General features: G+C 50.4%; 22 protein-coding genes. 4 read left to right on the forward strand and 18 right to left on the reverse strand.

All coding sequences use genetic code 11. From position 1 onward, the window contains the following. Nucleotides 1–47: 47 nt before the first annotated feature. The 5 genes from xerD to rpsP form a co-directional block, all read right to left on the reverse strand. Entirely contained in the window at nt 48–941 is an 894-nt protein-coding gene (gene xerD, locus AYJ59_RS09900) for a site-specific tyrosine recombinase XerD (protein WP_029937524.1), read from the reverse strand. A 96-nt stretch (nt 942–1,037) separates the two neighbouring features. After that, nucleotides 1,038–1,385, reverse strand: a complete 348-nt coding sequence (gene rplS / locus AYJ59_RS09905) for a 50S ribosomal protein L19 (RefSeq protein ID WP_029937523.1) — start codon at nt 1,383–1,385, stop codon at nt 1,038–1,040. A gap of 102 nt (nt 1,386–1,487) precedes the next feature. Beyond that, nucleotides 1,488–2,198, reverse strand: a complete 711-nt coding sequence (gene trmD, locus AYJ59_RS09910) for a tRNA (guanosine(37)-N1)-methyltransferase TrmD (protein ID WP_029937522.1) — start codon at nt 2,196–2,198, stop codon at nt 1,488–1,490. A gap of 2 nt (nt 2,199–2,200) precedes the next feature. Beyond that, on the reverse strand, nt 2,201–2,749 hold the full coding sequence (rimM, locus tag AYJ59_RS09915) for a ribosome maturation factor RimM (protein WP_029937521.1): 549 nt from the start codon (nt 2,747–2,749) through the stop codon (nt 2,201–2,203). A 25-nt stretch (nt 2,750–2,774) separates the two neighbouring features. Next, nucleotides 2,775–3,017 carry a 30S ribosomal protein S16 gene (rpsP, locus tag AYJ59_RS09920; protein ID WP_029937520.1) on the reverse strand — a complete coding sequence of 81 codons (243 nt, stop codon included), beginning with the start codon at nt 3,015–3,017 and terminating at the stop codon, nt 2,775–2,777. A 251-nt stretch (nt 3,018–3,268) separates the two neighbouring features. On the opposite strand from rpsP, the gene AYJ59_RS09925 reads away from it, so the two are divergent. Then, nucleotides 3,269–3,652 (forward strand): response regulator, encoded by a 384-nt coding sequence (locus AYJ59_RS09925; protein WP_029937519.1) that lies wholly within the window; start codon nt 3,269–3,271, stop codon nt 3,650–3,652. On the opposite strand, the gene rmuC is transcribed toward AYJ59_RS09925, so the two are convergent. From rmuC to orn, 13 genes are all read right to left on the reverse strand, one after another. Next, complete coding sequence (gene rmuC, locus AYJ59_RS09930; protein ID WP_029937518.1) at nt 3,649–5,109, reverse strand: DNA recombination protein RmuC; 1,461 nt, start codon at nt 5,107–5,109, stop codon at nt 3,649–3,651. The genes AYJ59_RS09925 and rmuC overlap by 4 nt on opposite strands. Further along, nucleotides 5,096–5,359, reverse strand: coding sequence for a hypothetical protein (locus tag AYJ59_RS09935; protein WP_029937517.1), 264 nt, complete (start codon nt 5,357–5,359; stop codon nt 5,096–5,098). The genes rmuC and AYJ59_RS09935 overlap by 14 nt, the downstream gene beginning before the upstream one ends. 80 nt (nt 5,360–5,439) lie before the next feature. Then, complete coding sequence (locus AYJ59_RS09940; RefSeq protein WP_029937516.1) at nt 5,440–6,078, reverse strand: hypothetical protein; 639 nt, start codon at nt 6,076–6,078, stop codon at nt 5,440–5,442. Next, nucleotides 6,075–7,655 (reverse strand): hypothetical protein, encoded by a 1,581-nt coding sequence (locus tag AYJ59_RS09945; RefSeq protein WP_127120000.1) that lies wholly within the window; start codon nt 7,653–7,655, stop codon nt 6,075–6,077. Before AYJ59_RS09945 ends, AYJ59_RS09940 begins: the two co-directional genes overlap by 4 nt. After that, nucleotides 7,652–8,857, reverse strand: coding sequence for a type II secretion system F family protein (locus tag AYJ59_RS09950; protein WP_127120001.1), 1,206 nt, complete (start codon nt 8,855–8,857; stop codon nt 7,652–7,654). The genes AYJ59_RS09945 and AYJ59_RS09950 overlap by 4 nt, the downstream gene beginning before the upstream one ends. 10 nt (nt 8,858–8,867) lie before the next feature. Next, a complete protein-coding gene (locus tag AYJ59_RS09955) occupies nt 8,868–10,550 on the reverse strand; it encodes a GspE/PulE family protein (RefSeq protein WP_127120002.1) in 1,683 nt (560 codons plus the stop codon). Nucleotides 10,551–10,559: 9 nt separating this feature from the next. Further along, the gene (locus tag AYJ59_RS09960) at nt 10,560–11,870 is read right to left on the reverse strand and encodes a tetratricopeptide repeat protein (RefSeq protein ID WP_127120003.1); all 1,311 of its coding nucleotides are present in this window, start codon (nt 11,868–11,870) and stop codon (nt 10,560–10,562) included. Further along, nucleotides 11,871–13,622 carry a pilus (MSHA type) biogenesis protein MshL gene (gene mshL / locus AYJ59_RS09965; protein WP_127120004.1) on the reverse strand — a complete coding sequence of 584 codons (1,752 nt, stop codon included), beginning with the start codon at nt 13,620–13,622 and terminating at the stop codon, nt 11,871–11,873. A 29-nt stretch (nt 13,623–13,651) separates the two neighbouring features. After that, nucleotides 13,652–15,019 (reverse strand): ExeA family protein, encoded by a 1,368-nt coding sequence (locus tag AYJ59_RS09970; RefSeq protein WP_127120005.1) that lies wholly within the window; start codon nt 15,017–15,019, stop codon nt 13,652–13,654. A 381-nt stretch (nt 15,020–15,400) separates the two neighbouring features. Continuing rightward, on the reverse strand, nt 15,401–16,417 hold the full coding sequence (gene ilvC / locus AYJ59_RS09975; protein ID WP_029939927.1) for a ketol-acid reductoisomerase: 1,017 nt from the start codon (nt 16,415–16,417) through the stop codon (nt 15,401–15,403). A 63-nt stretch (nt 16,418–16,480) separates the two neighbouring features. Then, nucleotides 16,481–16,972, reverse strand: a complete 492-nt coding sequence (ilvN, locus tag AYJ59_RS09980) for an acetolactate synthase small subunit (protein WP_029939926.1) — start codon at nt 16,970–16,972, stop codon at nt 16,481–16,483. Between the two features lie 13 nt (nt 16,973–16,985). Continuing rightward, nucleotides 16,986–18,689: an acetolactate synthase 3 large subunit gene (locus AYJ59_RS09985; protein WP_029939925.1), complete on the reverse strand. Its 1,704-nt coding sequence runs from the start codon at nt 18,687–18,689 to the stop codon at nt 16,986–16,988. 215 nt (nt 18,690–18,904) lie between these two features. After that, a complete protein-coding gene (gene orn / locus AYJ59_RS09990; RefSeq protein WP_029939924.1) occupies nt 18,905–19,456 on the reverse strand; it encodes an oligoribonuclease in 552 nt (183 codons plus the stop codon). A gap of 169 nt (nt 19,457–19,625) precedes the next feature. Here orn and AYJ59_RS09995 point away from each other — a divergent pair, with 169 nt between their 5' ends. The 3 genes from AYJ59_RS09995 to rsgA all read left to right on the forward strand — a co-directional run bounded on the left by AYJ59_RS09995 (nt 19,626) and on the right by rsgA (nt 22,335). Next, nucleotides 19,626–20,873, forward strand: a complete 1,248-nt coding sequence (locus AYJ59_RS09995) for a M48 family metallopeptidase (protein ID WP_029939923.1) — start codon at nt 19,626–19,628, stop codon at nt 20,871–20,873. Nucleotides 20,874–20,943: 70 nt separating this feature from the next. Beyond that, nucleotides 20,944–21,285 (forward strand): 4a-hydroxytetrahydrobiopterin dehydratase, encoded by a 342-nt coding sequence (locus AYJ59_RS10000; protein WP_029939922.1) that lies wholly within the window; start codon nt 20,944–20,946, stop codon nt 21,283–21,285. Between the two features lie 24 nt (nt 21,286–21,309). Further along, nucleotides 21,310–22,335 carry a ribosome small subunit-dependent GTPase A gene (gene rsgA, locus AYJ59_RS10005; protein WP_127120006.1) on the forward strand — a complete coding sequence of 342 codons (1,026 nt, stop codon included), beginning with the start codon at nt 21,310–21,312 and terminating at the stop codon, nt 22,333–22,335. Nucleotides 22,336–22,476: the final 141 nt, after the last annotated feature.

Consider the following 22,476-nt stretch of genomic DNA (forward strand, 5'->3'; position numbering starts at 1 on the left):
TTTCAATATGTTTAGCTTTACTGATCACAACACCACCGCCATCTCAATTAACCTCTAGGATGGTGTGTCTGATGAATCTTCTGCATACGAGCCTTCGCAACGTGCGTATAAATCTGAGTGGTCGACAAGTCGGAATGCCCCAACAGCAACTGAACCGTGCGCAAATCGGCGCCATGATTAATCAGATGGGTCGCAAAAGCATGTCGCAATCCATGTGGAGACAAATCCCCTTGAATACCGGCTTCGAACGCCAAATTCTTGATACGGTGCCACAAGGTTTGCCGCGTCATCGGTCGTCCGAGGCGTGACACAAACAGCGTCGGCACCCAGCGATTGTCTTTTAACAACGCAGGCCTGGCGGATTTTAAGTAATCCGCCACCGCTTCAATCGCTAACTGCCCAATCGGAACGATCCGCTCTTTTTTGCCTTTCCCGGTCACCTGCACCAGACCGGCCGACAGGTTGATTTGCTCATACGGTAAATTGACTACTTCCGACACCCGCAATCCCGACGCATACATCAACTCTAAAATTGCTCTATCCCGCTGCCCCAGCGGCGTGGTTTCGTCAGGTGCATTCAACAAGGCTTCCACTTGCTGTTCCGAAATGACCCGGGGAATTTTTTTCATCAACTTTGGCGCTTTCACGGCACCAGCCGGATCGGTCGCCATGCGCTGATTCGACACCATGAACTGATAAAAACGTTTCAAAGTCGACAAACATCGGGCGATACTCCGGGCACTGCCTTGATTTTCGTGCCATTGGTACAGAAAATCCTCAACCCGATCCCGTTCGATTTGCGTCAACGCAGTCGGTTCGACATAGGCCCAAAATTTCTTGAGATCCCGTTGATAAGCTTGTAGCGTATTATCGCTCAAACCCTCGTTTAAACGCAGAAATTGGATGAAGTTAGTAATATCGGTTGGCAGGTTCGATGACATGAAATAACGATAGCACAGTCATGCCGATGGAAATGTGAAAAAATACTGGAGCGGAAAACAAAAAAGCCCTCGCGAAGAGGGCTTTGAATCGAGAAATTACTTAACCTTCTCTTTGATACGTGCCGACTTACCGGAACGATCACGAAGATAGTACAATTTCGCACGTCTTACGTCACCACGACGCTTGACTTCAACCGAATCAACCAATGGGCTGTAAGTTTGGAACGTACGCTCAACACCCACACCGTGAGAAATCTTACGGACGATGAAAGAAGAGTTCAAACCACGGTTGCGCTTGGAAATCACAACCCCTTCATACGCCTGCAGACGCTCGTTATTCCCTTCTTTAACTTTTACTTGGACAATCACTGTGTCCCCCGGACCAAACTCAGGCAATTCCTTTGTCATTTGCTCCGCTTCAATACGCTTGATGATATCGCTCATCTTTAAGCACTCCAAATTAGCTCATCCCTTAGGATGAAATGTATTTTATCCAACATTCACAGACGAAGCTGCCAGAGGTTGAATCCGAATTGTCAAACACGGCTAGGATTCGGTCTTTTGCTGCCGAGCCAAATAAGCCGTGTATAGGTCAGGACGTTTTTGCTTGGTCCTGGCAAGCTTTTGTTCGTGACGCCAGGCGTCGATCTTCGCATGATGCCCTTCTTGCAGAACATCCGGAACGGCTAATCCATCTACTTCAACCGGGCGCGTATAATGCGGGCAATCCAATAAACCGTCCGAAAATGAATCCTGCTCGGCCGATTGCTCGTGCCCTAAAGCGCCCGGAATCAAACGAATCAAACCGTCCATCAACATCATGGCCGGCAATTCGCCGCCGCTGACGACGAAATCCCCAACGGAAATTTCCTCATCGACACAAGTCTCGATAAACCGTTCGTCAATGCCTTCGTATCGTCCGCAAACTAAGGTCAATGCCGGCTTTCGGCTTAGCGCCGCCAGCTTTTGCTGCGTCAGAGGCGCTCCCTGGGGGGACAAATACACCACATGCGGCTTTTCGTCATTGGCTTCAGCAATGGCATCGACCGTTTTTTTCAACGGCGGATACATCATCACCATGCCCGGCCCGCCACCATAAGGGCGATCATCGACCGTCTTGTGCTTATCCTGTGTATAGACTCGAGGGTTCCAAGTTTGAAACCCATACAGACCGTCTTGATAAGCCCGTCGAGAAACGCCGGATTCCAGCAACGCCGAAAACATTTCCGGAAACAAGGTGACGACGTCGAATCGCATCGTCACGTGTCGGAATCTTCATCGTCCGCTTGCCAGTCCACCTGAATCCGCTTGGTGTCGACATCGACCGCCAGGATAAAAGTGTCCATGACAAATGGAATCAACGTTGTCCGCGTCTCACCGCCCGGCAGAGTTTGCGTCACACGCAACACATCATGCGCGCCGGTTTCGACGATTTCCGAAACCTGCCCCAGCACCTCACCTTGCAGATTGCTGACTTCACAGCCAATCAGATGACGCCAATAATAGCCGTCATCGGTGTCCGGTAACTGATCCGGAGTAATGGCGATATCACAGCCCATGTATTCACGGGCCACATCACGATCATCGACACCGTCGAGTTTCGCGATAATGGATTTGCCACCGGCTTGCGAACGGCCGTCTTGCAACGACATGGTTCGCCATTCGCCCTTGACTCGCACCAGCCAGGGTGAGTAATTCAAAATATTCTCGCGGGGTTCGGTATGGGAAAAAATTTTGACCCATCCCTGAACACCGTAAATGCCATTAATCTGGCCGAGAATGATATGTTCGTCTTGCGAAGAAGACATTCGACACCTAATGTATCAACAAGGATTATTTAGCAGCGTCTTCAACCAAGCTCTTAACGCGAGGGCTCATTTGAGCACCTTGGTTCACCCAGTGTTCGATACGCGCCGAATCAAGACGAAGCTTTTCTTCTTGGCCACGAGCCGTTGGGTTATAGAAACCAACTTGTTCAATGAAACGCCCGGTAGTGGATTTACGTTGATCCGCAACCATCACACGGTAATAAGGGTTCTTTTTGGCGCCACCACGGGCTAAACGAATTACGACCATTTGATTACTCCTATCTTGATCGGCGATAACAGGAAATCCTGCTAACAAATTCTTCTACTAAAGCGCTTCCGCACTTTGTTTTTCTCATGCATTTTCCAGCCGAAAACTGGAAAAGCGGGATTATATACCAAAAACCGCAAAGTTTTCAATTTTTTCAGGCATTTATTGCCGACCAGGCCTCAAAATTAATTCCTTTATATTTCAAGGGGTTTGCTAGAATGGTGTGAAAAGGACTGCAACCGAGAAAAGCCATGGCGCATCTACTCGCTGTCGACGATGCCGATGTCATCCGAAACATGCTGAAAATCACCTTTAAAACGCAACCGGACTGGACCGTCGATTTGGCGAGTTCCATGTCGGAAGCATTGGAACACACACGTCGGACGCATTATGATTTATTCGTCATTGATTACTTGATGCCGGAGAACACCGGCCTGGAATTGGTCAGATATCTGCGCGAACAAGCGGAGTACGAGCATACACCGATATTGATGCTGACGGCCGAGACCGACCCCTGCATCAAGGAACAAGCCAAATCATTGCATGTCTCGGCCTGGGTCATCAAACCGTTTCAGCCATTGACCCTGATTGACGCTGTCAAGCGGTTACTGACACAGACAGTCGACAACAATTAAGACTTGTCGGTTTCTTCCGAAAGCAACGGCGCCCCCTCCGCTTCATCCAATAAATGCTGAGGAATTTCTTTTTTGGTTTTACCGGCCAACTCTTTCAACATTTCAGCCTGCCGCACTAAATTTCCGCTGCCGCTCATCATTTGCTTTCTGGCTTGGTCATAAGACCCTTGCACCGTCGTCAATTGTTTGCCGATTTTCTCGAAGGTATCGACGAAGCCGGCAAATTTATCATGCACGTCCGCCGCACGGCGAATCAGTTTCACGGTATGCTCCGATTGACGTTCATAACGCCACAACTGCTCAATGGTTTTCAAGGTCGTAAACAAAGTGGTGGGCGTGACCACCGCTACCCGCTTGTCGAAAGCGTTTTCAAAGATGGTCGGATTCTGTTCAATCGCCATCATGTAAGCGCCTTCAATCGGGATGAACATCAACACAAAATCCGGTGCGTTCAGTAACGACAAATGATCGTAGCGTTTTTCCGACAAGGCTTGGATGTGTTTGGTCAAGCTGGCCGAGTGAGCTTTGAGGTGTTTTTGTTTTTCAATCTCGTCGTCGGCGTTCAAAGCCGCCTCGTAGCTGAGCAACGAGACCTTGGAATCAATGATGACGTGCTTGTTATCCGGCAGATTGATTACCACATCGGGACGGAGCCGTTGACCGCTTTCCTCGGTAAAACTCTTTTCGGTTTCAAATTCGACCCCTTCCCGCAATCCGCTGGATTCCAACAGTTTTTTCAGTATGAATTCGCCCCAATTGCCCTGCATTTTTTGGTCGCCTTTTAGGGCTTTGGTAAGATTTTGCGCTTCCTGAGTCATCGACCGATTCAACTCCGATAAGTGTCGCAACTGCTCGGTTAAGGAAGCGCGTCCTTCCAAGTCTTCCTTGTGCACCGCTTCGATCCGTTGCTTGAATTCGTTCAAAGCGGTTTGTACCGGTTGAATCAAGCCGCCGATGGTCTCTTTGCTTTGCTGGCGCATTTGCTGTTGCTTTTGGTCGAGGATTTCATTCGACAACACCTTGAATTCCTGCATCAGCGTTTGCTTGGCGTTTTCCAATAACGCCAGCTTTTCGGCATGACTTTCCCGCTCCGCCTCCATACGGTTTTTGAGACCCGACAATTCCGACTGCGCATGCGCATAACGTTGCTGAAGCTGTTCATATTGCGCTTGTTGCACACCTAAATCCTGGCGTAATTGCGCCACCTGTTCGCGTTGCTGATTGGCTTCACCTTTCATCACCTGCAAATCCACCATTTCGGCCTGCAACCGCTGATTTTGGGCTTGAAGCGCATCGGCTTCTTCCTCCAATCTGGCCAGGCCTGGCAGTTTTTCCTGTGCCGCATCGCGTTGTCGTTTCAAACGAACAGTCATCACGGCCAGTCCGATCGATACGACCAGCAGCCCCCAAGCCCACGGGTTTGCCTGCAACACTTCCAAAAATTCACTCCACGCCATTTGATTTCGCCACTTTTCCTCGTGCGTCTAATTGTACTCGATTATCCGATAAAGATTGGTAACGTCCGTTCACACGCACTTGCCGCTGCCCGTCCGGCAAGACAATAATCGCCGACACTTTCGGTTTCCGTTGCGTCGGCGTCACCACATTTTGAACTGGCGACGGGCGTTGGGACGGCTTAACCTCCGGGTTCAAATACGCTTGACGCGCCTGTTCGATATGAGCCCGTTGATCGGGGGTATAAAACAATCTTTCTAACTTAGGCTCTACTGCCTGAACAGCCCCAGTCAAACATAGCCCTAATAATACCTTCCAACCGCTTAGCTGTCTCATAAGGCCTTCCCTTCAAACGCTCTCGGCTTGGCTTCAAAAAAAATCAGCGAACACGCCATACGGATACCGCCTTTATTCAAATTAAAAACCGGTGATTTCGTATTGGCATCTCGATCCAAATCACACCCTTCAATCAAGAAAAACGGCGTAATGTCGGTTGAAATACGTTGAAACAGCGTCAGGATATCACGGTCCGATTGCAAGCCCGCCGACAAGTTCAATCGGGTAAAGAAGAAAATCGGCTTTTCCAACGGAATGTATTTCAAGTCATTTTGGCGCAACACTTTTTCCGGCTCGAATTGAATTTTAAATGGTTTCAATGCCAACGACTTTTGAATGTTCAACAATGCATCGGTCCAAGCAACGCGCCCCTGCTGATCAACCAGGTCTTCGGGGTTGATTTGAGAGTAGGCTTCGCCGTAAGCATGAAACAATTGCGCTTGTTTTTTCAGAAATTCGACCTGCCGAACCAAACGATCCAAATGCGCGACCTGTTGCTGAACATGGGTTTGCAGTGCATGGGTTTGTTCCAAAAGAAACCAACGCCCCAATCCGATTAACAGCAGCGTCGCCACCAAAACGCCCAGCGGCCAAGCCAAATAACGGCGCAACCCGTTCGATTCGATGAATCTCATGGCGTTTCCTCCGCCGGGGCCGGTGTCAAAGGTTCGAAAACTTTCAAGCGATACGTCAGGCTAAACGGCAGTTCCTGAGTTTTACGCTCCAGACGACCTTCCACCGCAAGCGCCTGAGCTGCATTTCGATTCAAAGGTTCATTGACATATTTCAGTTGCTCCACGCGAGAATCCTCTCGAATGCCCGCCATAAATGCGTCCGCTTTTTGCAACAGCACCTCATAGCGCTGGTTGCCTTTCACATAACCGGATAACCACACTTGAACCCGCTCTTCATCCAAAATAGGGTGACGGTTCCAACGTATTTCCGTGAGTTCAATCGCCGGATGTCGGTTCACGACACGGCTCAAGGCAGCCAGTTCCCGGCCAACCGAACCGTGCTGTTTCACCCGCTTGAGTTGGTCGAAAAATTCGACCGTCGCTTTCATATCTTCGGCATCATACTGCAAATGAATCACGCTCTGCAGGCGTTGCTTATCCTGTTCAAACTGCTGCTGTTTCGCCATCACCTGCTCGGCCTTATCCGTCAACACGAAATAATCAATCGCCGTTTGCAATAAAGCATAACTTCCCAACAAAGCCACCAGTGCCCATGACAGCCATACCAGCCGGTTCCATTGCCATAAACGCCCAACCCGCTCTGTATAGGCATTGCGATAAAAAGAGGCTGGCGCAGCGGTTTTCAAAAACTGCACCAAACACATCAACGTCCTTTTTTCATCCGGCGCAGACGGCGCAAGTCCCAAGCCGCCGAGTGATTCGCCTTTGAGAATCAGTCGAGATCGGTCCCAATTAGTGGACACCAGGCTGGCGCGCAGCGCGCCCATTACCGGTGCCACCGCCTGACCGTAACCATCCAGATACACTTGCCCGACTTCATGATTGAAAGGCACCAGTTTTTGGTTGTAGAGGTAACGCAACGTGGCACGCGTTTCATCCGCCAGCGCACGGGAGCATTCCGCCTCATCCAAAACATCGTCCAGCTCAATGTTCCGGGTCATTCGTAACTGTGATTCGATCAACACGAACTGACGGAACCGTCGTTCGGTCTCTCGCACCGTTAGAATAAACGGTTGCTTAAGGCGTTTGCCTTTAAGACCGATGCGACGAGCCAAACGCTTCAAGAACCAGGTTTCCATTAAAAACGTGTAAGAATACACTTGCCGCAAGGCCAACCCAAACTCCTCGATTAACCCAAGCAACATATCGAGCTTGGGTGAATGGGAGGCATTCGCCAAAAGAATCAGTTGTTCTTCTCGACCTTCGGCATTTTTCTGAAATACCGGCAGCCAGTGAGCGTGTACGAAGGCACTTTTTTCAAACCGGCTTTTCAGACGCTTTTCCAAAGCCGGCCGTTCCCACGGAAACAGCTTGGGAACCCATTCATAATGCATAGACTCGTCGGAAAAATCCAACACCAGTGCCAAGCCATGCGACGGCTCAAACTCACCCAACAAGTCGCGAATGGCCTGCGGCTCCCACGTCAATGACGCTGTGGCCAGATGATCACGTTCTGTCGCCTCTAAGTCGACGACATCGAACCCTTCATCCCGCAGAAACAAGCTATATCGCATCATTGCACCTTTGAAATGGTTTCATAAACCGGACCAAGCACCGCCAGCATGACCCAACCGACCACCAAAGCCATCACCACCGTCAGCAAAGGTTCAATCGCCGGTTCAATCCGTTCGATGCTCTCTTTGGCTTCGGCATCGTAATAGTCACTGACATGACGCAGCGCTTCGTCCATACCGCCACTTTGTTCACCGACTTTGACCATTCGAATGGCCATGGACGGAAACGCCTCAGCCAGTGAAAAAGCCTGGTAAATCGTTTCTCCTTCTTCAATCAACAGCATGGCACGTTCGATGTTTCGTTCCAGATAAGCATTAGCCACCACGGAAGCCGACAACTTTAACGATTCACCGAAATGGATGCCTGCACTGTGCATCACCGCCAATGTGCTGGCAAAACGGGCAATTTTCAACTTATACAACACAGGGCCGATCACGGGAATTTTGAACAGCAACCGATCCATTTGGATTCGAAACGCCTGCGAACGATTTTTCCACCATTTCACCCCCAGCCAGACCACCATCGGCACCAGTACCAATTCCAGCAGATAATGTTGCATAAACCCCGATACCGCAATCAGGGATTCAGTTGCAAAACTTAATTCGCCACCCATTTCACGAATAAAGGACACCAGTTCCGGCACCACAAACAGCATCATCATCAAAATAACCGCCAGCACCACCAACCCCACAATCGACGGATAAATCATGACTTTTTTGGTTTTGGCCGCCAGGCTTTCTTCCCATTTCAGCATGGTTTCCAAACGACTCAACACCGTCGCCATCTGGCCAGTCTTTTCTCCTACCGCAACCAAAGCGATGTACACGGCCCCCAAACGGTTTTCATAGGGTTTCAACGCTTGCGAAAAGCTTTGCCCGCCTTCCATTGACTCATAGACGGCCGAAAGCATTTCCCGCGTCGCGTCACTGTCATCGGATTTGCGCAGGTCATCGATGATTTCCATCAAGGGCACACCGGCCTTGAGTAATTGTTTGAACTGCGTCGTCAGGGTAATGATGTCACGCCGAGTAATTTTATGGTGCCCGAAACCACTGAACAAACCGGGAGACTTGACACGAAAAGACAGCAAGTCGATTTGAGCGGAGCGCAAACGCTGTTCCAAATCCTGTTCATTCGAGGCTTGCACCTCGCCTCGCACCCGTTTTCCGAAACGGTTGACACCTGTATAGCGATAGACTTCCATCAAACTTCCTTCATGACACCAGTTCCGTCAAATCGACGATTCGACTGATTTCATCCAGAGTCGTTTCTCCGGCCCGAACCCGCTTCAAAGCATTTTGCAGCAAAGGGGAAAAACCGTTTTCCAAGGCCTTGTCGAGAATGGCATGCTGAGACTGACCGGCCATGATCATATCGTCCATTTCGTCGGTGACGCGTAAGGTCTCCAGAATCGCCAAACGCCCTTTATAACCGATACCATTGCAGGCCGAACAACCACAAGCCCGATACAAAACCAAGTCCGAGTCATGTTCCAAGCCGACCAAACATCGCTCAAAAGTATCCGGACGATAAGATTCCTTACAATGCTCACATAAACGGCGAGCCAAACGCTGAGCCAAGATACCGGTGATATTGCCCGATAAAATCGAACGGGAAATGCCAATATCAAGCAAGCGTGGAATCGCTCCAATAGCGGAATTAGTATGCAGCGTCGTCAACACTTGATGCCCCGTCATGGCGGCCCGGAAAGCCATTTCCGCCGTCTCGCTGTCACGAATCTCCCCCACCAGAATAATGTCCGGATCCTGACGCAAGATGGCGCGAATCCCGGTGGCGAACGTCATACCGATGTCCTCGTTGATTGAGGTTTGACGCACCATCCCCATCGGATATTCGACCGGATCTTCCAAGGTCATGATATTAACCCCTTCCCGGTTCATCTCATTCAACATCGAATAGAGTGTCGTGGTTTTACCGGAACCGGTCGGCCCGGTCACCAAAACGATGCCGTTTGGCCGCGACATCATCAACTCCAATTCGCGATGACTGTCGGCATCGAGCCCCAGCGTTTTCAATGGCACGATGCCTTTTTCCCGGTCCAGAATACGCAGCACAAAATTTTCGCCCTGACGGCCCGGCAATGTCGATACACGAAAATCGATTTGACGACCGTGCACGACCAGTTCCATCCGACCATCCTGCGGCATCCGCTGATCGGTCAAATCCAGACTGGCCATCACTTTCAAACGCACCACCAGACCCGACCAGAATGATTTGTGCAATAAGCGAATTTCCTGCAACACCCCGTCGATGCGATAGCGGATGCGAATGTAATATTCTTCCGGTTCAAAATGGATATCCGACGCGCCTTTTTTCACCGCATCGGTCAAGATATTATCCACTAGGCGTACCATGGGCTGGGAATACTCATCTTGTAACGAGCGGCTGTAACTTTCCGGCGCCCCGGTTTCCAACTCTTTCAAGATGCCGTCAATCGACAACTCATACCCGTAAAAATGGTCGATGGCATTTTGAATTTCGTTTTCAACCACCAAGATCGGTTCAATGCGAACCTCGCCTTGAATGTGACGTTTAAGGTGGTCCATCAACAAAATGTCATCCGGACTCGCCATCGCCACTTTCATTCGGTCGCCGTCCAGGCTGATCGGCATCACCAGATTGGTTCGTGCAAATTCTTCAGACACCAACTCCAAGGCTTTGGAATCGGGGACCACACCCTGCAACGACATGGAGGAATAGCCAACCACATCGCCCAATATCTGCCGCGCATCCTGTTCCGCAAGAAACCCCAGGGTAACCAGCACCTTACCGAGCTTCTTGCCGGTCACACTCTGTTCGGTCAGGGCAATACGCAACTGATCCGGCGTAATATAACCGGCTTCAACCAAACGATCGCCAAGGCGTGCCTTATCCATAAACCCCTCTCATGATGGTTTCGCTTCCCGGTTCAAAAACGTCTGTAACGCGCTGACACGCTGACGGACCTGCTCTTTTCGTTCCGCCGACAAACGGGCCGAAGAAGCCTGTAAAACCCGCTCATAATATTGTTTTGCCAAGTCATACTCGCCTAATTTGTCGAGGCTCACCGCCAGGTTCAAAGCATAATCCTCACGGTTGGGTGCCAATTGATAGGCTTTAAAATATTGTTTTTGAGCCGCCACCCAGTTGTTCTCTTTCGCCAGCTGATGCCCTAAGGCAGCCTGTAGTGCAGCGTTCTCGGGAAAATCACGCACGCGTTTCACCAGGTTTTCCGTCGAGGCTTCGCCTTGCACCTGACTGCTCAGCATTAATGCTGCATCCTGCGCTCGCAGGTTTTGAGGATCGATTTCGAGAATACGTTGGTAAAGACGAAGTGCATCCGATTTACGTCCCTGTTTGACTGACACCGCAGCCAAACCGAACAGAGCCGGAAGGTTTTGGACATCCTGCTGATAAGCCGATGTGTAGAATTGTCGCGCCTCATCCAATTTCCCGGCCTGATAGGCTTGGTAGCCCTTTTCTGCCTCCGTTGGTTCGGTCATCGCCACGATTTTCAAATGTTTGGTCGGCACAGACGCGACCGCCGGCGTCACCGATTTTCCTGCCACGGCCGGCGCGTTCACGCGTTCTGTTCGAGCGATGGGCATCGCTTTATTTGGTGGCTCGGAAAGACTCGCTTGGGTTTGCGGCTGAACCTTGTCTTCCTCTGACTCGACGGCATCCGATGACGAACTGACGGGGAGCACCGTCTCCTGGGGCACGGTTCGATACGCCGCCAGTTCATGATTGACCGCCTGAGTTTGCATTTGAAAATACGCCCAGCCGTAGTACCCCAAACCGGCCAGAACAAACACCGCCAAAGCACTGCCGCCCAACCAGCGCAGCGGATGACCACTTGGTTGGCGGGCTTGTTGCATGGCCTGCAAAACTCCCTGCGCTCGCTGCCGCTTTGCATTTTCCAAGGACGCTTCCGATTGATACCCCGGTATTTGCGACAGACTCCAATCCGGCGCCTTTGGCTCATTTGTCCCAGCCGGAGTTACTTGAAGACGCTTTTCCGGCATCGCCTCAGTCGGCATATCAGGTTGCTGCACTTTATCTTCAAACGAGGAAGACACCACATCCTGCCCGTCGACTAAACGCTCAGATGTGACCGTTTTCCGGTTTTGACCAGGCCTGGCCGTTTCTTCAAAAACGCTTCCCGCCGCCTGTTTTTCGGCGGCCGCTTTTCTCAAGGCATCCAGCAACACACTCATTTAGTTACTCGTCGTCTGTAACAGCGGTTTCATGGCTTTCAAGTCACCGTGCTCGATATCCGGGTTATTAATAATGATCGGACGGATAAAAATAATCAGCTCCGATTTTTGAACGGTGTCATCCCGATAAGAGAATAAGTCGCCCACCCAAGGAATGTCGATCAAACCCGGTACACCTTCACGCTGGTTACTGTGCGTATCTTGAATCAAACCACCGATAATCGCCGTCTGCTTGTCACGCAACCGTAATACCGAATCCATTTCGCGTTCTTGAATCACCGGCACCTTACTGACGATATTTTCTTTCGCCAACTCCGGGTTCGGGTCGTCCACATAACTGACGATGCGCGATAAGGTCGGACGGATATTCAGTGAAATCTCACCGTCGTCGGTAATGAACGGCGTCACATGCATCATGAACCCGACCGGCACCGAGTGCACCATGGTTTCATAGGTCGTAACCCCCGCACTCACCGACGTGGCGGATTCCCGGTTCACGTCGACGGTGAAATAGACTTCGTTTTTCACCACTTTCAATAACGCCGCCTGGTTGTTCATCGCCATGATTTTCGGGCTGGACAAGACTTTGGTGTCGCCAAATTTTTGCAACAATTTGATGCCCAGCGAGAAATCCCAAGTGCCCAACGACGTCAGGTTGATGGAAAAGTTCGGATCGTTGGATAAATTGCTGCCCAGCATACTTTGGGTAATGGCACTGGAACCGGACGAGCTCGAGGTCACCGCACTCCAATCCACACCGGCCTGATACTGGTCATTTAACTCGACTTCCACCACCGTCGCTTCAATCAGCACTTGTTTATTGGTACGGTGCAAAGTGTTTTCCAAATAAGCTTCGATTTCTTTATGTTGTCGACCGGTTGTGAACACGGTCAACAACCCGGCTTCTTTATTGACCACCACGTTTTGCACTTTCTCAGAGGTGGTGGACGTCACTGTCTCCATGGCCTGGCTACTGCTCCCCTCGGCATAGTTATCCCCCCAGTACTCTTGCCCCATGTTCTGTCGATCGGTTTGACGGTCACCATCATAGGTACGTCTATGGGAGACGGTTTTAATCGGCTTGACTTCCAGCATCGCCATGGCCGAGACGTTTTCTTCCAGTGTTTTCCAGAAATCGTTGACCGCTTTGGTATCCAGCTTGAACTGACTGTTCTGATTGCCGTTATTCAAGCTGACGCCTTGCGCCACATTGCCGACCGACATTTTCATGACCGTCGAATCGTTAATGTGTTTCGTCACATTGACGTAGTCGACTTCATAGCTTTTCCAAAACGGCTTGTCCGGCGTGATGACAATGGTGTCGCCTTGCAACTCGTACAACGCATCGATTTGCGCCGTCACGCGCTGTAAAATGCGTTCCAAAGGCTGGTTAATGGCATTGATGGTGACCCGCCCCTGCACCGCGGATGACAGATCCAGTTGCTTATCAGCGTTTTTCGCTAAATTGAACAACAAATCCGATACCGGCACGTTAATCGCGGACACACTATAACGCTTAATGTTTTTTTGCTCGCTCGGGTCGAGATTGATTGGTTCGTCGGTTACCAATTCGGGAATCGCCGCCGGCTTGGCCGTCGATTGCGCTATATCGTCTTCCGGCGTCAAATGCCCTTGCAGATTGAACTTATCCGATACCGGCGGCGCCAAAGGCTCACGCTTGACACTGTCCGAGGTACTGCACCCCGCCAGAATCCAAAGCAGGCCTGGGAGAATTAACGCTATTTTCTTCATGATGCTTTTTTCATTCCTTTTTACGCGCCCTAAGATCCGGCTGAAACGCCTCGCTCTTTGGGCGAGCGCGCAATCATTTCTGCCACACTGGAAACCGATACGATGCGGGATTCAGCGCCCGACAAGGTTTGTAAATCGATTTGTTTGTTTCGTAAGACTGACCCCGCTTCCGCTCTCGGGTCGTAAAGCAACCGAAACTGAATATCCGAAGGATCGCTTTGTGCATCGACGACTGCAAACAAATGCGCGCGATTGGCCACATCCAACCCGTTCAAAACGTTGGAGTACACATTATCAAAACGCCGCAACGGCATGGCACTGACAAGAATCAACGGTTTAGAAGCCGATTGAGTACGCAAAAAACGCCGCGTCTCACGATCCATATCCGTCAACTGCACCAAACGCTGAGAACTGACACCGAAATGCGCCGCCGTGTCCGCTAATTGTTGCGAAGCCTGCCACCAAGCCACCGGCTCGGCTGTATCGGTCGGAATGTCCGAATTCGCCTTATCCGCGAACCAAAGCACGGCCACGACGGCCACCACCATAAAGGACGCCACCAAGCCCAAGGCCAAGGCTAATCGAGACCGAATCTTGTTAGACTGGGGTACCAGTCCTTTGAAGTGCGAGGCTTTTAAACGCGCATCGCCTTTCGAAAAAGCCACCATCAATAACTTATCGGCCAAGAGATTAATCGAGCGTGGCAGACCGCCTGTGGCCTGCCGGATACGTTTGGCAATGCTCAGTGAAAATAAATCCGCCTGCATATACCCCGCCACCCGCATTCGGTAATTCAGATAATGCATCACTTCGTCATCGTCCAATGGCTGAATCGTGAAGTGGTTGGCCACCCGGTCTTTGAACGGGCGAACGCGCGAATCCTGCAAGGTCACGTCCAATTCCGGCTGACCGAACAACACCATTTGCAACAACTTATCTTCCTCGGTTTCCAGGTTTCCCAGCAACCGCAACTCTTCCAAGGCATCCAGCGTCATCGCCTGTGCCTCATCAATCAACATCACCACCCGCCGGTTTTGACGGTATTCGTCAATCAGAAAACGATTCAATCGTGTCATCAATTCCGGTTTGCCGTCCTCCGGATTCACCGGAATCGATAACTCAGTGCAAATAAACGTCAATAAGGCTTTGTCCGACAGGGTCGGTGATGAAATGTACACTTGAATATAATTGGCGGGCAACCGATCCGACAGCAGACGCAGCAAAGTGGTTTTGCCAACACCGACTTCACCGGTCACAGTAATGATGCCGTCCCCGCGCTGGATGGAAAACAGCAACGCCTGCGCAATTTCGTCTCGCGCGGCTTGTTTATAGAAGAACGTCAAATCCGGTGAAATTTTAAACGGGAGTTTCTTCAGACCAAAGAAAGAGCAATACATAGATGTTTGATAACCACACTTAACGGTTCGTTCAATTGTTTATTTTATCCTTGCCATACAACACGCATTCGGGCGAAGAACCGATATTTAAAGTTTGTATATATGATAACAACTTAACCGTCATTTCGTTGTTTTTATTCCGCAAAAACACGGAAACCAACTCGATTGATACCAAACTGCCCCGCCTAAAACACTGTCACATCTTACCCGGTATTTTAATCCGTAAAAATACGATTCACAAATGCTTGTTTTAGCCGAGGCCGCAAACCGAATCTTTGCCAGGCCTGGTCAATTTATCTGGCAGACATAAAAAAACCTGCCGGCGGCAGGTTTTTCAACAGTCGATTCAAAAAGGCCCTTTCGAGCCAGAACGAAACGATCTTAGTTCTTTTCTTGGTCAACGATTTTGTTGGCTGAAATCCAAGGCATCATCGCACGTAGCTTACGCCCGACGACTTCGATACCATGCTCTTCGTTCAAACGACGTTGCGCTGTCATCGACGGATAGTTCGATTGACCTTCCAAGATGAACTTCTTAGCGTACTCACCGGTTTGGATGTCTTTCAACGCTTGACGCATGGCTTCACGCGACTCGTCATTGATAACTCGAGGACCGGTCACATATTCACCGTACTCTGCATTGTTGGAGATGGAGTAGTTCATATTGGCGATCCCGCCTTCGAACATCAAGTCAACAATCAACTTCAACTCATGCAAACATTCGAAGTACGCCATTTCCGGCTCATAACCCGCTTCAACCAACGTATCGAAACCGGCTTTAACCAGCTCAACCGCACCACCGCAAAGAACCGCTTGCTCACCGAACAAATCGGTTTCACACTCGTCACGGAAAGTGGTTTCGATGATACCGGTACGACCGCCACCAATCGCTGACGCATAAGACAAAGCGATGTCTTTCGCTTTACCGGATGCATTTTGCTCAACAGCGATCAAATCCGGAATCCCGCCACCGCGGACGAATTCGGAACGAACCGTATGGCCCGGCGCTTTCGGCGCGATCATCACAACGTCCAAGTCCTTACGAGGTTCGATTTGGTTATAGATGATGGCGAAACCGTGGGCAAAGGCCAATACCGCACCTTGCTTGATGTTCGGCTCGATTTCTTCTTTATACAACACCGACTGGAACTCATCCGGCGTTAGAATCATCACCATATCGGCATTCGCGACAGCCGTTGCGACGTCTGCGGTTTTCAAACCATACCCTTCCGCTTTCTTGATGGAAGAGGAACCGGCACGCAAACCAACGGTTACGTCCACACCGGAATCCTGTAGGTTGGCCGCATGCGCATGGCCTTGAGAACCAAAACCGATAATCGCAACTTTCATGCCTTTGATGATAGAAAGGTCACAATCTTTATCGTAATAAACTTGCATTGTTTTTCCTTAAAAGTAAGTTAATCGTAATAATAAATCTTATTTTGTCCATTCGGATAATCGTTACAGGTGGAGCGATTTCTCACCACGCATCAGGCCGACCGCGCCGGAGCGCACAATTTCGACAATCAAGCCTTCGTCGATCGCATCGATGAAAGCGTCAAGCTTCTGTGTTTCGCCCACCAACTGAACGGTGTAGATATTGGAAGTCACGTCAACGATGGTGCCACGGAAAATATCGCACAAGCGCTTGATTTCCTCACGCATACCGCCGACGGCTTTCAACTTCACCAGCATTAGCTCTCGCTCAATGTGCTGCCCTTCTGTGATGTCCACCACCTTGATGACATCAATCAAACGATTCAAATGCTTGACGATCTGCTCGATTTGCTGATCATCACCGCTGGTGACCAACGTCAAACGCGACATCGTCTCGTCATCGGTCGGCGCCACTGTCAGAGCGTGAATATTGTAACCACGTGCCGAAAACAAGCCCGCCACACGGGAAAGCGCGCCAGACTCATTCTCAATCAACATTGAAATAATATGCTTCATTCGTCTCTCCCCCTTATACCAAAATCATCTCATCCAGACCGGCGCCAGCAGGAATCATCGGATAGACGTTCTCCTGCTGATCGGTCACGATGTCAATAAAGACGAAACGATCTTTGTATTTATCGGAAAAGACCTCTTCCAGCTCTTGTTTCATGGTTTTCGGATCTTCGATACGTACGCCGACATGCCCATAGGATTCGGCCAGCTTAACGAAGTCCGGCAAGGAATCCATATACGACATCGAATAACGACGATCGTAGAAGAACTCCTGCCACTGACGCACCATCCCAAGGAAGCCGTTGTTCAAACAGACCACCTTGATCGGCAAGCCGTATTGCAAGCAGGTCGACAATTCCTGAATGTTCATTTGAATCGATCCTTCACCCGTGACACAGATAACGGTCGATTCCGGAAAAGCCGCCTGTACGCCCATCGCCGCCGGCAAACCGAAGCCCATCGTGCCCAGACCGCCGGAGTTAATCCAGCGACGCGGCTTATTGAACTTATAGTACTGCGCGGCGAACATTTGATGCTGACCGACGTCCGACGTCACATAGGCATCGCCCTTAGTGACTTCCCAAACGGTTTCCATGGCCGCTTGCGGCTTGATTTTGTGTCCCACCTGATCATAACGCAAACAATCGGTGGCACGCCAAGCTTCAATTTGCTCCCACCAGCTGGCCAAGGCTTCCTTGTCCACGCTTTTCTTGGTTTTGCTCAACAGCGATAGCATTTCCAACAACACTTGTTTGACCGGCCCGACAATCGGAATGTCCACCGCCACGTTTTTGGAAATCGACGCTGGGTCGATATCGATATGAATGACGCGAGCATCCGGGCAGAACTTTTCCAAATTCCCGGTCACTCGGTCATCGAAGCGTGCACCAATGGCGATAATCACATCGGAGTTATGCATGGTTAAATTGGCTTCATAAGTGCCATGCATCCCGAGCATGCCGACAAATTGCTTGTCTTCCGCCGGATACGCACCCAACCCCATCAAGGTGTTGGTCACCGGAAAGCCCAAGGTACGCGCCAATTCCGTCAAGGCTTCCGACGCGCCGCCGAGCACCACACCACCACCGGTGTAAATGATCGGCTTTTTCGCTTTCATCATCATATCGATGGCTTTTTTGATTTGTCCGCTATGGCCTTTCGTTACAGGTACATAGGAGCGCAAACTGACTTCTTGTGGATATTCATAAGAGCTTTTGGCATTTTGGACATCTTTCGGGATGTCGACCACGACCGGACCGGGTCTACCGGTCGTTGCGATGTAAAACGCTTTTTTGAGCGTGATCGCGAGGTCTTTGACATCCTTGACCAAGAAGTTGTGTTTGACGATCGGTCTTGTAATCCCCACCGTATCGATTTCCTGGAAGGCATCCAGGCCAATCATATTGGTGGCGACCTGGCCGGTGATGACAACCATCGGAATCGAATCCATATAAGCTGTCGCAATACCGGTAACGGTATTGGTGGCACCCGGCCCTGATGTTACAAGAGCGACCCCTGGTAGACCTGTAGAGCGCGCGAACCCGTCCGCTGCGTGAACCGCAGCCTGTTCATGACGGACCAACACGTGTTTCATTTTACGTGCATCCGTATCCAGGGCATCATAGATAGGCAACGCCGCCCCTCCAGGATACCCCCAAATATGCTCTACGCCCTCATCTTCCAAATAATGAACAAGAATCTGGGCACCAGTTAATTCCACAACAACGGTCCTCCGTTTTGGCCGCAAAACCGCCGAACCCGAATCGTTTTATCGACTCGACAGCTTTTCGACTTTTAAAAAATAACTTTAAAAACAAAGCCCTGCAGTTTCGCAGGGTAAGCAGGCGATTATAACGAACTTAGGCGCTTTTATAAACCCATAAGTTGAAATTAATCGGTTTGAAAATCACCGGAATAGAAAGTGCCGAACGGCGTTTAACGAAACTCCGGTAAAAACAGATTTTGACGATAGTGTTTCAACTCCTCAATCGACTCGTAAATATCGTCCAGCGCTAGGTGCGCGCCTTTTTTCTTGTGGGAAGCATACACACTTGGCGCCCAGCGTCGGGCCAATTCCTTCAAACTGGACACGTCCAGGTTTCGGTAATGGAAAAACGCTTCCAATTCCGGCATCTGCTCAATCAGAAAACGGCGATCCTGACAAATGGTGTTGCCGCACATCGGCGATTTGCCTTTCGGCACAAAGTCTTTCAGAAACTCAAGCGTCTGCAATTCCGATTCGCGCATCGAAATATCGCTCTCCTGCACGCGCTTGGTCAAACCGGAGTTGCCGTGATGCGTGGTACACCATTCATCCATTCCGTCCAGGTAATGCTGTTCCGTCTGAATCGCAATCACCGGCCCTTCGCCCAGCACATTCAATTCGGCATCCGTTACCACCGTGGCGATTTCGATAATCTGATCGGTTTTATGGTCTAAACCGGTCATCTCCAGATCAATCCAAATCAAATTATTTTCAGACTTCATCACTACACTCATTGAACCTTTTAAACTAGAATAGGCGCTAGTTTAAACTTTATTCGAGCCAGCCTCAACGCGCACAACGCCGGAAATGTGGAATTCGCCGCTTCTTCGACGTTCAAAAAAACCGCGCGACTAACACAGGCACGCAAACAACAAGACAAGGCATCGTTCCATGAATTGGATTACCGTATTATTTGCAACCTCCCTGATTCTTAACCTGGTCATCGAGCTGTGGCTCAACATCAAAAACCAGTTTCACATCGGCACCCACCGCAACCAGGTGCCGGACGAATTTCAAGACGTGGTCACGACAGAAGCGCATCAAAAAGCCGCCGATTACAGCCGCGCCAAACTGCAACTCTCACGATTCGTCTTATTTTTCGACGCCGCCGTCTTATTGTTCATGACGCTCGGCGGCGGCTTTCAAGAAATTTACAATTACTGGCTGGCGACGGATCTATCACCCATCTGGCGTGATGTCGGTTTCTTGTTGTCTACCTTCTGGTTTTTGTCGCTACTGCACCTTCCGTTCGCCATCATTTCCACCTTTAAAATCGAAGAGGCTTTCGGCTTTAATAAAATGACCGTCGGCAAATTTATTTCCGACCTTGTCAAACAATGGTTGCTCGGCTTAATCATCGGCCTGCCATTGGCCTGGGCGGTGCTGTCGATTATGAATGCCTATTTCGACCAGGCCTGGTGGTTTTATACCTGGGTACTTTGGGTGGCGTTCAACCTGCTGTTACTTTGGGCTTACCCGAAATGGATCGCGCCCATTTTCAACAAGTTCACCCCGCTGGAAGACGGCGAAATGAAACAGCGCATTGAAGCCCTGCTGGAGCGTACCGGATTCGAGTCAAACGGCATTTTCGTCATGGACGGTTCCTCGCGTTCCGGTCACGGCAACGCTTATTTCACCGGCTTTGGCAAAAACAAACGCATTGTGTTTTTCGACACCCTACTGGAGTCCTTAACACCGGAAGAAGTCGAAGCGGTGCTGGCGCACGAACTGGGGCATTTCAAACACGGCCACATCAAAAAACGCATGATCGAATCCTTTGCTTTGAGCTTTGCCGGCTTGTTCGTTCTGGGCTGGCTGACGCAATTACCGGCGTTTTACCAAGGTCTGGGCATGACATCGGAAACGCCGGCCGCCGCGTTATTGCTGTTTATGACCGCCATCCCGGTGATGTTCTTTTTCTTCGGGCCGATTGCCGCTTTCAAAAGCCGCAAGCATGAATTCGAAGCCGATGCCTTCGCATCACAAACCACCGGTTCGGCCCCGTTAATTTCCGCGTTATTAAAAATGTATCGCGACAACGCCAGCAGCCTGACCCCGGATCCGACTTATTCAGCATATCACGACAGTCATCCGCCGGCTAAAATCCGCATTGACCACTTAAAGTCGCTTGAAAAATAAAGCGCTAGTCCCTATTGAAAGCGATCAAGCGCAACGTTATTAACGAGATCAAACACAGGAACCGTAATTTATGACACACGAATTGCCACTAAAAGACCAATCCTGCACCGACATCGAAAAAGGCAGCAAGCCATTGATTATCCCCACTATTGAGAGCTACCTCTCACAAATGCCGGGCTGGGATGTGCCGTTGGATTACCTGACGCTCACCAAGACCTTCTCCTTCAAAAACTACCACCAAACCGTGGCGTTTGTGAACGCCGTCACCTGGGTGGCGCACAAAGAAGATCATCATCCGGAAGTGTGCTTTGGGTATAATCAATGCAAAATCACTCTGACCACCCACAATATCAAAGGACTGAGTCAAAACGATTTTATTCTGGCCGCCAAAATCGACGCTTTGCTGGCTTAACCCCCCTTAACCAAAGAAACCTTCGTGGCGAAACGCAAACTCAACCAACAACAACAGCGCCGGGTGAAGCAAAAGCAACATCAGGAGCGCACCGCCACGGAAACGGTCGGCGATTCCCAACGGGGTGAAAAACGACCAGGCCTGGTCATTACCAACTTCGGCAAACGTCTGCTGGTGGAGTCCGAAGACGGCCAACTCCACAACTGCGCCGTACGCCAACACCTGGGCAAGCTGGTGGCCGGCGACACCGTCACCTGGCAGGCCGACATTGAACCCAACACCGGCGTGGTCGTCGCGGCCGACCCACGCCATCAGGAACTCAGTCGCCCCGGCTTTCGCGGTCAAAAGCGCATGGTGGCCGCCAATATCGACCTTTTAGGCATTGTCGCCCCCATCGAACCGGGCGTTCACCCGGACATGATCGACCGTTACCTGGTCACCGCCCATCAAATGCACCTGCCGGTGCTGATTCTGATTAATAAAATCGATCTGATGGCCTCCGACGAACACTGGGAAGCCATTGCCGAACTCCTACTTCCCTATGACGAATTGGGGCTGGATATTCTGCCGGTGTCGGCTGAAAGCGGGGATGGCATCGAGGCATTAAGAACCTTGCTAACCGGCAAAAACAGTGTCTTTGTCGGCCCGTCCGGTGCGGGAAAATCGTCACTCATTAAAGCCCTGATTCCCGACATCGACATCAAAACCAGCGCCCTGTCGGAATCCACCGGACTGGGCAAACACACCACCACCAACAGCATTTTGTACCACCTGCCAGAGGAAACCGACGTCAACCCGGGACACGCCGGAAACATCATCGACTCGCCCGGCGTGCGTCAATTCAGCCCGATGCCATGCGAATTACACGAGCTAGAAGCCGCTTACCCGGATTTCGCGCCCTTTCTAGGCCAGTGCAAATTCAATAATTGCACCCATACCACCGAACCCAACTGTGCGATTCGCCAAGCGGTTGAAGACGGCGAACTGCACTATTCCCGCTACCAAAGCTTCCAACGATTACGTGAAGAGTTCGCTAACGAACCCCACTGAACGACCGGATCAAACACACCCATTGATTTCATCCCAAAAGCACCTTATCCATCGTTAAAAGATTTTATTCTTTTTGATATTGAAAATTACTCTCATTTTCTTTAATATTGTTACCAATCTTAGTGACTAACGTATTAAGAA

It is taken from the genome of Thiomicrospira sp. S5, from assembly GCF_003991075.1.
Taxonomy (GTDB): Bacteria; Pseudomonadota; Gammaproteobacteria; order Thiomicrospirales; family Thiomicrospiraceae; genus Hydrogenovibrio; species Hydrogenovibrio thermophilus.